Origin of the sequence: Flagellimonas zhangzhouensis (genome assembly GCF_900102925.1) — a bacterium.
GTDB classification, from domain to species: Bacteria; Bacteroidota; Bacteroidia; order Flavobacteriales; family Flavobacteriaceae; genus Flagellimonas; species Flagellimonas zhangzhouensis.
This window is the reverse complement of sequence record NZ_FNKI01000002.1, coordinates 1,255,354-1,267,707: the sequence shown is the minus strand read 5'-3', so window position 1 is coordinate 1,267,707 and position 12,354 is coordinate 1,255,354. Positions and strand designations below refer to the sequence as shown.

16 protein-coding genes are annotated in these 12,354 nt (G+C 37.1%); 5 read left to right on the top strand and 11 right to left on the bottom strand.

Annotated features, from left to right (window positions below):
- The first annotated feature begins 6 nt into the window (after positions 1-6).
- Positions 7-963 carry a sterol desaturase family protein gene (locus BLQ18_RS12660; RefSeq protein WP_090296763.1) on the top strand — a complete coding sequence of 319 codons (957 nt, stop codon included), beginning with the start codon at positions 7-9 and terminating at the stop codon, positions 961-963.
- On the opposite strand, the gene BLQ18_RS12655 is transcribed toward BLQ18_RS12660, so the two are convergent.
- Genes BLQ18_RS12655 through BLQ18_RS12645 form a run of 3 tightly spaced genes read right to left on the bottom strand, consistent with a single transcriptional unit; the run spans position 960 to position 2,579 of the window.
- On the bottom strand, positions 960-1,775 hold the full coding sequence (locus BLQ18_RS12655) for a TerC family protein (protein ID WP_090296759.1): 816 nt from the start codon (positions 1,773-1,775) through the stop codon (positions 960-962). The two genes, BLQ18_RS12660 and BLQ18_RS12655, sit on opposite strands and share 4 nt — an antisense overlap.
- 2 nt (positions 1,776-1,777) lie before the next feature.
- Positions 1,778-2,155 (bottom strand): DNA topoisomerase IV, encoded by a 378-nt coding sequence (locus BLQ18_RS12650; protein ID WP_090296755.1) that lies wholly within the window; start codon positions 2,153-2,155, stop codon positions 1,778-1,780.
- Positions 2,156-2,186: 31 nt separating this feature from the next.
- Positions 2,187-2,579 carry a helix-turn-helix domain-containing protein gene (locus BLQ18_RS12645; RefSeq protein ID WP_090296750.1) on the bottom strand — a complete coding sequence of 131 codons (393 nt, stop codon included), beginning with the start codon at positions 2,577-2,579 and terminating at the stop codon, positions 2,187-2,189.
- A 287-nt stretch (positions 2,580-2,866) separates the two neighbouring features.
- Between BLQ18_RS12645 and BLQ18_RS12640 the strand changes: the two genes are divergently transcribed.
- From BLQ18_RS12640 to BLQ18_RS12630, 3 genes are all read left to right on the top strand, one after another.
- Positions 2,867-3,973, top strand: a complete 1,107-nt coding sequence (locus tag BLQ18_RS12640) for a M14 family zinc carboxypeptidase (RefSeq protein ID WP_090296746.1) — start codon at positions 2,867-2,869, stop codon at positions 3,971-3,973.
- A 99-nt stretch (positions 3,974-4,072) separates the two neighbouring features.
- On the top strand, positions 4,073-4,552 hold the full coding sequence (locus BLQ18_RS12635; protein ID WP_090296742.1) for an Lrp/AsnC family transcriptional regulator: 480 nt from the start codon (positions 4,073-4,075) through the stop codon (positions 4,550-4,552).
- Between the two features lie 18 nt (positions 4,553-4,570).
- Positions 4,571-5,095: a DinB family protein gene (locus BLQ18_RS12630; protein WP_090296738.1), complete on the top strand. Its 525-nt coding sequence runs from the start codon at positions 4,571-4,573 to the stop codon at positions 5,093-5,095.
- Positions 5,096-5,099: 4 nt separating this feature from the next.
- Here BLQ18_RS12630 and BLQ18_RS12625 read toward each other — a convergent pair whose 3' ends face one another.
- Both BLQ18_RS12625 and aroB read right to left on the bottom strand, forming a co-directional pair.
- On the bottom strand, positions 5,100-5,429 hold the full coding sequence (locus BLQ18_RS12625; RefSeq protein WP_090296729.1) for a hypothetical protein: 330 nt from the start codon (positions 5,427-5,429) through the stop codon (positions 5,100-5,102).
- Between the two features lie 94 nt (positions 5,430-5,523).
- A complete protein-coding gene (aroB, locus tag BLQ18_RS12620; protein ID WP_090296726.1) occupies positions 5,524-6,579 on the bottom strand; it encodes a 3-dehydroquinate synthase in 1,056 nt (351 codons plus the stop codon).
- Positions 6,580-6,670: 91 nt separating this feature from the next.
- Here aroB and BLQ18_RS12615 point away from each other — a divergent pair, with 91 nt between their 5' ends.
- Positions 6,671-7,843, top strand: a complete 1,173-nt coding sequence (locus BLQ18_RS12615) for a proline dehydrogenase family protein (protein WP_090296724.1) — start codon at positions 6,671-6,673, stop codon at positions 7,841-7,843.
- A gap of 2 nt (positions 7,844-7,845) precedes the next feature.
- Here BLQ18_RS12615 and BLQ18_RS12610 read toward each other — a convergent pair whose 3' ends face one another.
- From BLQ18_RS12610 to porX, 6 genes are all read right to left on the bottom strand, one after another.
- Positions 7,846-8,202, bottom strand: a complete 357-nt coding sequence (locus BLQ18_RS12610; protein WP_090296723.1) for a hypothetical protein — start codon at positions 8,200-8,202, stop codon at positions 7,846-7,848.
- A gap of 6 nt (positions 8,203-8,208) precedes the next feature.
- Positions 8,209-9,408: an alanine dehydrogenase gene (locus BLQ18_RS12605; RefSeq protein ID WP_090296721.1), complete on the bottom strand. Its 1,200-nt coding sequence runs from the start codon at positions 9,406-9,408 to the stop codon at positions 8,209-8,211.
- A 41-nt stretch (positions 9,409-9,449) separates the two neighbouring features.
- A complete protein-coding gene (locus tag BLQ18_RS12600) occupies positions 9,450-9,992 on the bottom strand; it encodes a hypothetical protein (RefSeq protein ID WP_090296718.1) in 543 nt (180 codons plus the stop codon).
- A gap of 90 nt (positions 9,993-10,082) precedes the next feature.
- Complete coding sequence (locus BLQ18_RS17160; RefSeq protein WP_262492766.1) at positions 10,083-10,211, bottom strand: hypothetical protein; 129 nt, start codon at positions 10,209-10,211, stop codon at positions 10,083-10,085.
- Between the two features lie 175 nt (positions 10,212-10,386).
- The gene (gene tsaE, locus BLQ18_RS12595; RefSeq protein WP_090296717.1) at positions 10,387-10,803 is read right to left on the bottom strand and encodes a tRNA (adenosine(37)-N6)-threonylcarbamoyltransferase complex ATPase subunit type 1 TsaE; all 417 of its coding nucleotides are present in this window, start codon (positions 10,801-10,803) and stop codon (positions 10,387-10,389) included.
- Positions 10,804-10,809: 6 nt separating this feature from the next.
- The gene (gene porX, locus BLQ18_RS12590) at positions 10,810-12,354 is read right to left on the bottom strand and encodes a T9SS response regulator signal transducer PorX (RefSeq protein WP_090297600.1); all 1,545 of its coding nucleotides are present in this window, start codon (positions 12,352-12,354) and stop codon (positions 10,810-10,812) included.

The window sequence follows — 12,354 nt, the reverse complement described above, 5'->3', positions numbered from 1 at the left end:
TTCTATATGGATTTCACAAACCCGCTGGTATATGGTGTACCAGTTTTTATTGCCTTTATTTTATTAGAATTAACCTATAGCAAAACCCACGACCATGATGATCTGTACAACTGGAAGGATTTAGCGGCCAGTGGTTTTATGGGAATTGGTTCTGCGATTTTAGGACCACTCTTTAAGGTGGCATTTGCCATTGCACTTTTTGAAGGGACTTATGAATTGTTTAATCCTGAAGTAGGGGGCGTGCGAACCAATATTTTTGGTTACGAATCCTTTGGTTATGCTTGGTATGTTTGGATTCTTTGCCAATTGGCCGATGATTTTACATATTATTGGTTCCACAGGGCCAATCACGAAGTTCGAATTTTATGGGCAGCACATATTGTGCACCATTCCTCTGATAATTTCAATTTAGGAACTGCCATTCGAAATGGATGGTTCACCATTTTGTACAAACCTTTCTTTTACATATGGATGCCAGCCATTGGTTTTCCTCCAGAAATGGTGCTGGTCTGCCTAGGAATTGAAGCATTGTGGCAATTTCAATTACATTCCGTTTATATTCCCAAACTTGGATTTTTGGAAAAATTCATGAATACCCACACCATGCACCAAGTACATCATGCACAAAATGTGGAGTATTTGGATAAAAACCATGGAGGATTTTTAAACTTCTTTGATAAGATCTTTGGTACGTGGAAAGAATTGGATGATGATATTGATGTAAAATATGGCGTTATCCATGCGCCAGAATCATACAACCCAGTTGTGATTCTTACCCATGAGTTTAAAGATATTTGGAACGACACCAAGAAGGTGAAAAGTCTTAAACATAAGCTTATGTACATCTTTGGTCCTCCTGGATGGAGTCATGATGGGAGTACAATGACCGTAAAACAACAACAACGCTTGTTCAAAAAACATAAAGAAGCAAATCCGAAGCTCGCGTACCAGCGACCGAATTAGTGCTCTTCCAAACTTTCTTTTTCTTGGGGATGCTTTTTTTGAATCCGCAGATTTATAAACTCCACCATTAGTGAGAATGCGATGGCGAAGTACAAATACCCTTTGGGTATGGCGCCAACTTCGTTATCAAAAATCACCAAATGGGACAGGTGTGCAGATTCGGCAATCAACATAAATCCAATTAAGATCAAAAAGGACAGCCCCAATACTTGAATTGAAGGGTGATTGTTCACGAATTCCCCAACAGGATTTGCGAATAACATCATAATCAAAACAGAAATCACCACTGCGGTAATCATCAAAATCAGAGCGTCGTTTGGATTGGGTGATATGCCATTCGTCATACCAATAGCAGTTAAAATAGAATCAAAAGAGAATACAATATTAATTACGGTAATTTGAACAATGGCATTCATTAATGACGAAGATCGTGATTTTGCCACTTCGCGCTCATCATGACCTCTATCTTCAATTTTTTCGTGGATTTCATGTGTGCTTTTGTAAAGTAGAAAAAGTCCGCCCCCGAACAAAATAATCGCTTGCCAGCTTATTCCACCCGTTATCCAAGATTCGTCGATCACCAAAAAAGGTTTTTTCATTTTGGTAAGCCAGGTAATACCAAACAATAAAATAATTCGCATCACCATTGCCAGTAACAATCCAATATTGGTTGCCTTTCGTCTATTCTTTTTTTCCAATTTACCTGCGGCAATGGAAATAAAAATAATATTGTCAATTCCTAAAACAATTTCCAAAAAAGTCAGGGTCAACAATGCCATCCAGGCATCTGGGCTTGCGAAAATATCGAACATGGTTAGTCTATTTTATGGGCAGTTCCTTTAAATTTTCTTGTGTCTCCAATAACATTATACTCAAAAGTATAGGAAGCTTCGGCGGTAGTCAGAATTTTTATATGGATAGATTTCTCTTCTTCTTTATTTTTTGGGTGAATGTTTTTGAGCACATATTCACAATCATTGATCCATCGAATGGAGGAGGAATCAATTTTTCCATCAAATTCATCAACCTCCAAATCTTCATACCTTGAAAATATGGTTTTCTTTTCTTCTCCATCAATTGTTGTGGTGAAAGAGAATTTTCCAGTTTTAAAATCAGAACAATTACGTTGTGGCGGTTGACCGCAGGCCCAAAGGATTGTAAAAAGAGCCCCTAAAAAAAGATTTCTAATCATGTTACAAAGTAACGGAAAGAACACGAAAGGTTCAATCGTTTTCAGGAATGAATGCCTTAAAAGTACCATCCGAATAAAACCAAACGATTTTAACGAGTTCTGGAATATTTTTGGGAGTAGGTTTAGTTTCGGGAATCTTTTTCTCCAACTCCAAGGATGCATCGGGAAATTGAATAGGAGCATTTAAAGATGTTTGCGCAGGTGTTTCACTGACTAAAAACTCCCCCTCACCTTTTAACAGCCAATATAAATTTACTTCAGGATAGGAGTCTACCAGTTTCATTACAAAATCCAAGCTGGGTTTATTTCGTCCATTTAATAAATGAGACATGCTCGAACGCTGTACACCAATCTCATCCGCAAAGGCGGAAACCGATATGCCATAGTGTTCAATCACTTGTTTAACCCTATCAATAATATCCATATTTACAAATGTAAATTTATAGATGTAAATATAGTTTTAAAGTTTGATGTAACAAGAATATTCAAGAGGAGTAGTACTAATATTTTAAAGTAATAGATAATATAAAAGCTAATAATATATTGAAATACAGTATTTAAAGATAAAATAAATTTTAAACGATTACAATTGTAACAAATCACAAATATTTTAATGTGATACAGCGTACAACTGTAAACAATAGTAAATGAATACCTGTTACATTTGTAAACTTTTGCTTGATTACTTTTGTAAATCTTAAAAACTATTCGATGGTTAATTATTCCTTGTTTAAAGAGGATTCAATAAAGGGGCGTTATGTTACCCTAGCACAATTACAAAATCATTTTTTTTCTAAAATCCGATCAGAAGCTATATATATAGGTAAGTCTGTAAAGGGTGAAAATATTCCTGCATTCCAATTTGGTCATGGAAAATTTAAGGTGTTGATGTGGTCGCAAATGCACGGTAATGAATCTACGACAACAAAGGCTGTTTGTGATATGATTCATTTTTTGCAATCCGAAGATGTATTGGCCAAACACATTTTAAGCAAATGCTCCATAACTGTGGTGCCAATATTAAATCCAGATGGGGCAGAAGTCTACACAAGAATAAATCACAATGAAGTTGATTTAAATCGAGATGCAAAAGACAGAACGCAGCCCGAGAGTCAGGCGCTACGAAAGTTATTCAAGAAGATTCATCCGCAGTATTGTTTTAATCTTCACGATCAAAGAACTTTATTTAGTGCAGGGAACACACAAAAACCTGCAACCGTTTCCTTTTTGTCACCTTCAAGCAATGTAGAAAGAGATATAACCCCCACTCGGGAAGCGGCTATGAAATTGATCGTGGCCATGAATTATGATTTACAAGAACTCATTCCAGGGCAAGTTGGCCGCTACGATGATGGTTTTAATGAAAACTGTACAGGCGACAGTTTTCAAACTACAGGAACACCAACCATTTTATTTGAAGCAGGGCATTATGCTGAAGATTACGAGCGCGAAAAAACCAGGGAATATATTTTTCATGCTTTAATAAAGGGATTACAAACCATTGCGGATAACCAAGTGAATGAGTTCAGCACCAACGATTATTTTAAAATTCCTGAAAATCGAAAGCTCTTTTTTGATGTTGTTGTTTGGCATGCAAACAAGGTGAATCCTAAGTTTAAAGAAGGGGTGAAGGTCGGAATTCGGTTTAAGGAAGTGCTTATTGACGATAAAATCGAATTTATACCCGAAATAGCGGAAAAAGGCACCTTGGAAGGCTATTTTGGTCACAAATTAATAGAATGTATTGATTCCAAGGATTTTGGATTTAGTTCCAAGGATAAAAAGGTTCTAGAATTGCTCCAAAATTTCGATGTGTAACAATCATTTTTAGGGAGTTCTTGTATTTTATGTAAAAAAGAACCATTTTTATTACGTAAATTTCTATTTTCAACTAATTTTGCTGCAAAATTAAATATAATGACCAAAGTTAAGCTAGACGAAATCGACCACCAGATCTTAGATATGCTAATCGATAACACTCGTACCCCTTTTACAGATATCGCCAAGAAGTTGCTGATATCTGCAGGTACGGTGCATGTTAGGGTTAAAAAAATGGAAGAATCAGGAATCATCAAAGGTTCTTCTTTAACCTTGGACTATGTTAAATTAGGATATTCTTTTATTGCTTATGTTGGTATTTTCTTGGAAAAGACCCACCAAACAAAATTTGTTTTGGAAAGACTTAGCCAGATACCTTACGTAACCGTTGCGCATATTACAACTGGAAAATTCAATATTTTCTGTAAAATAAGAGCAAGGGATACAACACATGCCAAAAACATCATCTTTAAAATCGATGATATCGACGGTATCAGCAGAACAGAAACCATGATTTCATTGGAAGAGAGCATCAACGATAAAAAACGTTTGATGCACACTATTTTCAACGAACTATAGATTTTATATCCGTTTGTTATGTTGCGTTCAGAACTCCCAACTTCTGAATACAATAATTTTTATCATACCTATATTCTTGCTTTAGGTGATGTTGAGTTATTGTCGGGCTTAAAAATGGGCAAAGAAGATTTTTTGTCCCTATTAAACCAAATTCCAGAAAATAAATTAGGATTCGCATACGCCGAAGGCAAATGGACATTAGCAGAAGCGATAGTGCACGTTATTGACACCGAAAGGGTTTTTCAGTATCGTGCACTTCGTTTTGCTAGAAACGACAAAACCGATTTACCAGGTTTTGACCAAGACCTTTATGTTCCAAATTCCAATGCCTCGACAAGAAACTTGGAAAGTTTGCAAAATGAATACAAAGTTGTTCGAGAATCAACTTTATCATTGTTTGACTCATTGGATGATGAGGCACTGCTTCGCATAGGTATTGCCAGCGGTTCTCGAATGAGTGTTCGTGCATTGGGGTTTATCATCAGCGGGCACCAAGCCCACCACGCTCGCATAATAAAAGAGCGATATTTAAAAATGGAATAGTCGATTAATATTCGCTGTCCATACTTTCTGTTTCCAAATCGTTTTCTTCAAAAGATGCTGTGTCAAAATCTACAGCGGCTTCAGGAACCATGTCTTTTTCCAATTCCTTTTCAATAATTTCTTCGAAATTGGCAATAAAGTTGGAAAGACTCTTGCTGATTTTAACCAAGTAGACCGTATCATCGGTATGTACCTCTACGGCCTCGATGATTTCTCCATTTGGTTTTTTAAAAGTAATGATGTCATCATCCCCATAACCATCAGGATATGAGTCGATTAATTTGGAAGCAGCCTTGTGGTCCAATTTTTTGTAGTCTATGAGAATGCGTTTCATAATGGTTAGTTATTAATTGCATTCCTAAGCTAGATTATTTTTTAATTGCTCCTTATAAAGAGTTGTAAATGGAAAAAAGTAGTAGGTGAATCACCTATTCTTTGTAGTAAGCAAATGCTTTTTCAAACAGATTTTCAGGCACTTTAATATCTGTTACAGCAATTCCGATGGATTGCAACAGCACAAAATTGATATCCCCGTGGGAGTTTTTCTTATCGTACTTCAGCAGTTTTAAAATGGAATCAATATCATTCTCATCAAATTCAACTTTTTCAAAATGCTTTAAGAAGGTTTGCTTGATATCATCCAAAGCCAATTTGGACAATCCTGTTAATTCATGCGAAAGATAACCCTCCAAAATCATTCCAATGGCAATGGCCTCACCATGAAGTAATGTCCTCTTGTCATAATTCTCTAAACAATAGGATTCAATAGCATGACCCAAAGTGTGACCGTAATTTAAAATCTTGCGAATGCCTTTTTCCGTAGGATCCTGTGTAACTACATCATTCTTGATTGCAATAGATTTTTGAATGCTCGACGCATCTTTAAAATCTTCTTTGGTCTTTAACTGTTCCCAATACTCCTGCTCTTTAATCAGTCCATGCTTTAGCATTTCAGCAAAGCCACTGGTTACCTGTCTTGGTTCCAAGGTTTCTAAAAATTCAGGAAAAACCAGTACCATTTGGGGTTGGTTGATGACACCGATTTGGTTTTTCAAGGCACCTAAGTCAACACCTGTTTTACCTCCAATAGACGCATCGACCATTGAGAGTAGGGTAGTGGGAATATTTATGAAATGGATACCTCTTTTAAATGTAGAGGCCACAAATCCACCTAAATCGGTAAGCACACCACCGCCAAGATTGATCAATAAGCTTTTTCGGTCTCCATCTTCATTGGATAGGAATTCCCAAACTTTTAAGCAGGTTTGGATGTGCTTGTTCTCTTCTCCAGATGCTATTTCAAAAATATCATCGATGGAATGTTCGAACATTTTTTGAAACTGCGGCAAACAAAATTTTCTGGTGTTTTCGTCCACCAAAACAAATATTTTGGAATATCCATGTTTAGCAACATGCTGATTCAGTGCAGCTTCTCCCAACTCATTTAAAAAGACTTCGTACGACTGTGATTTAACCGATTCCATAATTTGAATTACCCTGCTAAATAAAGACTATTTTAATAGATATCATTCTAATTTCCGTACTTATATTTGGTTCTTTAAAGGATTACCAAGAATGCAACCTAATTTTGAGAATACTGCAATAGCTTTTGAGCTTAAATCCGACTCAGAGTTGGAAAGAGCTTACTTTCTTTTTAAAATGATTGCCAACGAACCCTTGGTTCGTATCGGGACTGCGGTGACCAATTTCGCCATCAAGGCGCATCTTCCTGTTGAAGGACTTATTAGGGCCACGGTGTTTGACCATTTTTGTGGTGGTGTTAGTGAAAAAGACTGCCTACCCATTATCGATAAAATGTTTGAAAAAGGGGTGTGCTCTATTTTGGATTATTCCGCTGAGGGAAAGGAAGTGGACAATCAATTTGATTTTGCACTTGAAAAAACCTTGGAAATCCTTGATTTTGTAAAGGAGAAAGATGCCATGCCATTTGCGGTATTTAAACCTACTGGTTTTGGTCGTTTTAAGCTGTTCGAAAAGATGAGTGCAGGTCTAGACTTGACTTCGGATGAAGAAGCTGCCTGGGATAGAATTGTAGGACGATTTGACAAAGTGTGCAAAAAAGCACATGATTTAGATGTTTGCTTGTTGATTGATGCTGAAGAAAGCTGGATGCAGAAGGCAGCCGATGATTTGGTGTTGCAAATGATGCAGAAATACAACAAAGAAAAGGCTATAGTTTTCAACACCTTTCAAATGTATCGTTGGGACCGATTGGATTACATAAAAGCGTTATTTGAAAAAGGTTCTAAAGAAGGTTTTAAAATTGGTGCGAAAGTGGTTCGTGGCGCCTATATGGAGAAAGAAAATGAACGAGCCATTGAGAAGGAGTACAAAAGTCCTATTTGTAAATCCAAACAAGAAACCGACGAAAATTTTGATGCTGCCATTGAATATATGATGAATCATCTGGACCAGTTTGGTATTTTTGCAGGTACTCATAATGAGCAGAGTAGCCATAAACTGATCAGTTTAATGGAGCAAAACAAGCTTGAACCCAATGACCCGAGAGTCTGGTTTGGTCAACTGTTTGGGATGAGTGACCATATCACCTACAATTTGGCGGCAAATGGCTTTAATGTGGTTAAATATGTGCCTTATGGTCCTGTTCGTGATGTAATGCCTTATTTAATTAGACGTGCAGAAGAAAATACCTCTGTAGCAGGGCAAACTTCAAGGGAATTGGGCCTTCTCCAAAAAGAGCGAAAACGTAGGAAGCTGGAGGATTAATGTTAATTGTTGATTTCTTGAATCACAATTTTCTCCGCACAACTCTGCGCCTTTAACACCTTACCCTCATTTTCGATCAAATAGGTTTTGCAAGGTTCTGATTTGGTATCGCTATTTCCGAAATCCACATCACCATCGGTTAAAAAAGCTTTGATCAATAAGGTGTCTTTATATTGTTCTGGCAGGTTTTCATCAAAAGTCAAGGTTTTGGAGCGCATGTCCTTCAACACCCTACAATTGGGCAAATAGCAGAATTCAATTCCCTCTTCCCCTGATTTTTTCTTTAAAAAGAACACTAAAAAAATCAATCCAATGGATAGTCCAACCAAGTACCATCCCAAACGCCTTAAAAATGCCATGCAGTATTAAAAAATAAGAAAGTTAATGTCGTTGTAGCTCAATCCAAACCAATCTCCCACCGATTTATTGGTCAAAATGCCGTGGTACATGTACAACCCGTTTCGTAAACCTTTATCGAATCTTAGGGAGTGTTCCAAACCACCATCTTCACCAATTTTCAGTAAATAGGGTGTAAAGATATTACTTATAGAAATAGAAGAGGTCTTTGGATAACGCGATGGAATATTGGGTACTCCGTAGTGTACCACTCCAAACTTTTCAAAAGTAGGTTTTGTATGCGTAGTAATTTCCGAGGTTTCAAAGCAACCTCCCATATCAATGCTCACATCGATAACCACCGAACCTTTTTTCATGTTTTCCACCATTGAACTACTCACCACAACAGGGGAGCGGTCCTTTCCGCGGGTGGCACCAATAGCCACATCACATCGTTTTAGGGATTTTATCAAGTTCTTAGGTTGTATAGTCGATGTGTAAAGCGTTCTATTTAAGTTGGTCTGTAATGTACGTAACTTACTTATGGAATTATCGAACACTTTAACGTTGGCTCCCAATCCAATAGCGGAACGTGCTGCAAATTCACCAACAGTTCCAGCTCCGATAATCACGACTTCCACTGGTGGTACGCCACTGATATTTCCGAACATTAAGCCGTTTCCATTATTGGTATTTGCCATAATTTCTGCCGCAATCAAAATGGAGGAAGTTCCAGCTATTTCACTTAAAGAACGAACCGCAGGGTAATTTCCATCTTCATCTCGAATGTATTCAAAGGCAATGGCGGTCAAGCGCTTTTTTGCCATGATCTCAAAATACTCCTTTTTCTGCGTTTTAATCTGAAGTGCAGAAATCACAATCGTTTGAGGATTCAACAAATCAATTTCGGAAAGGGTAGGCGGTTCTACTTTTAATATTATGGGGCAGGAAAATACTTTCTTGGTATCGCGGGTAATTTCAGCTCCTGCATTGGTATAATCAATATCCGAAAAATTAGCTCCTTCGCCAGCGCCAGATTCCACCAATACACGATGTCCGTTTGCTGTAATGGCATTTACCGCATCTGGTGTAAGGCAGACTCTTTTTTCTTGGTACTGGTTTTCTTTGGGAATTCCTATTATAAGTTCCCCTTTTTGTTTTACTACCTCTAGCATTTCTTCTTGTGGTAGTAATTGTTGCTTGCTAAATGGGGAGGAGGGTTGGTTCATAAATGAAAAATGTATCCATGCCTAAAGGCGATTGGACAAATTTACATTTTTTTTGAGACGGTTTTTTGACGCTGTTCCAATTTCTGGCGTTCTTTTCGAAGCTCTTCTTTCTCCTTTAAAATTTGAAGTTCTGCATCCATGGCATCCAGATCGATACCATGCACATGTTTGTCTACCAATTTCACCCTAATAAAGTAAACGATAGGCACGACAACCATGGTAACCACGATGACGTACATCACTTCGTTTTCATCTACAATACCCGATCGGAAAGTCAATACCGAAAACAATTGGAAACTGTACATGGAAATAGGTATGAGGATTGCGTAGTACCACCAATCCTTACTGGTTATAAACCATATCACCAATGCCAACAAAGGCACTATTTTACTAAAGTAATAGTAGAAAGACTCACTTACATCATCAAAACCATTGGTACCAAACTCAATTCCCAAAAAGGTATAGGTTTGCGACCCTATCGGAATATACTTGTACCAATAGAACAAAATAGGGATTAACACAATAAGGAAGGCGAACAGACCTTCCAAGATCAGTTTCTTTTTTATGCTCTTTTTGTCACTCATCAATGTGATAACATAAAAAATCCCATTTTATTGCAAAAAAAATGGCCCTATTAAAAAATAGAGCCATCTTAATTTCTAAAAGTTTGAAAATTACAGTTTTCTAATTTTCGACTTTTCAATACTAACTGTTTGATCTTTGTCAATAGAAGCAGTTGAAACTGCAGTCATCGCTAAGAAAGCAACAGCCAATACTCCAAAAAATACTTTTTTAGTGTTCATCGTAAAAGAGTTTTTGGTTAATAAATGAATTCATTCACAAGACAAATGTAGGAAAATATTTCAACTGACCATACATTTTATCGATAAAATTGGGTTTTAAACGTTAAAATCGTACTCTTTATCGAAATCGTCTTGCTTAGAACATTAATTACAGGGAAGATATACGGAAACCCCTTTAAGAAATATTTAACTCGATTGAACGAGTGTTTTCATCGACAAACTGCAAGAATACCCCCACAGCATCTGAAGGTAAGAGTGATTTTATTTTTTCGGGCCATTCAATGAACATCCATGCATCTGAATTTAAATAATCTTCAAATCCCATATCCAATGCCTCCATTTCATCATTCAATCGATAAAAATCAAAATGGTAGGCAATGGGTTCATCGTTTAAATTGGAGTATTCGTTCACCAAGCCAAAGGTTGGACTGTTAGCGTTACCTACTGCTCCAATTTCTTTGACCAATGCTTTTATTAAAGTTGTTTTACCAACGCCCATGTCGCCATAGAAGCAAACAACTTTGTCCGTAAATCTATCAATAAGTTCTTTAGCTACGGAATCAATTTCATTTAGTTTAAACTCTCTTTTCAACTTTTTTTATTTTGGGTCCAAAACTACAAAGGGAACAATCATTTCTTCCAAAGAAACCCCTCCGTGTTGGTAGGTATTCCTATAATAACTTACATAATGATTGTAGTTATTGGGGTAGGCGAAGAAAAGATCATTCTTGGCAAAAATAAAGCTGCTACTTAAATTAATATTGGGAAGATATATTTCTTGTGGATTTTTTGTAGAAAGCACATCCTTGTCCTCAAAAGTTAAGCTGCGACCAGTTTTGTACCTTAAATTCAAACTCGTTTCACGGTCACCAATTACCTTGGATGGCTGTTTTACATTGATGGTTCCGTGGTCGGTAGTCAATATAAGTTTCATCCCTAAGTCTTGCGCTTGTTGAATTATATCCAATAAGGGCGAATTCTTGAACCAGCTTAGTGTTAGGGAACGATAAGCTTTATCATTGGATGCCAATTCCTTAACCACTTCCATTTCAGTTTTGGAATGTGATAACATATCCACAAAATTATAGACCACAACGGTTAAGTCATTATCCTTTTGGGTTTTAAAGTTGGAAGCTAGTTGCTTACCTTGCTTTAGATTGCTGATTTTATGGTACTCCCACTTTAAGTTAAGTCCCAAACGTTTCAATTGCTCACCTAAAAACTCGGCTTCAAATAGGTTTTTACCACCCTCATCGGTATCGTTCTTCCACCAATTCGGATATCTTTTTTCCATTTCAGAAGGCATCAGCCCTGAAAAAAGAGCATTACGGGCATATTGCGTAGCGGTTGGCAAAATACTGCAATAGGCCGATTCTTGCTTTTTCTTATAATGAACCGAAAGGGTCTTTTCGAAAGCCAGCCATTGATCATAGCGAAGGTTGTCAATCACCACCATTAAGGTTTTATTGCCTTCCAGTTCAGGTTGAACCTTGTTTTTAAATAGGGTGTGCGACATGGTGGGAGCATCTCCGTCCTTAAACCAGCTTTTATAGTTTTTGTCTATAAATTTACTGAACTGCGAATTGGCCTCAACTTTTTGACTTTCCAATATCTCGAACATGCCTGAATCCTCAATTTGCTCCAGTTCAAGCTCCCAGTAAATTAGCTTTTTATATAATTCGGCCCACTCTTCATAAGAATTGACCATGGAAAGGTCCATCGCAATTTTCCTGAATTCTTGTTGATAATTCGATGTGGTTTTTTCCGATACCAACCTAGAATTGTCTAAGCTCTTCTTCAAAGACAACAATATTTGATTGGGATTTACGGGTTTTATCAGGTAATCGGCAATTTTAGAACCGATGGCCTCATCCATTATATATTCCTCCTCGCTTTTGGTGATCATAACCACAGGAATGGAGGCATCATATTTCTTTATTTCATTTAAGGTTTCCAAGCCAGAAAGCCCTGGCATATTTTCATCCAAAAAAACAATATCAAAAAAGGAATTCTTTATCTCTTCCAGCCCATCTTGACCACTGGGACTGGTCACAACTTTGTAATTTTTGCTTTCAAGAAAAAGAATGTGAGGTTTTAATAGGTCAATTTCATCATCGACCCAAAGAATTGTTATCTTGTTCAT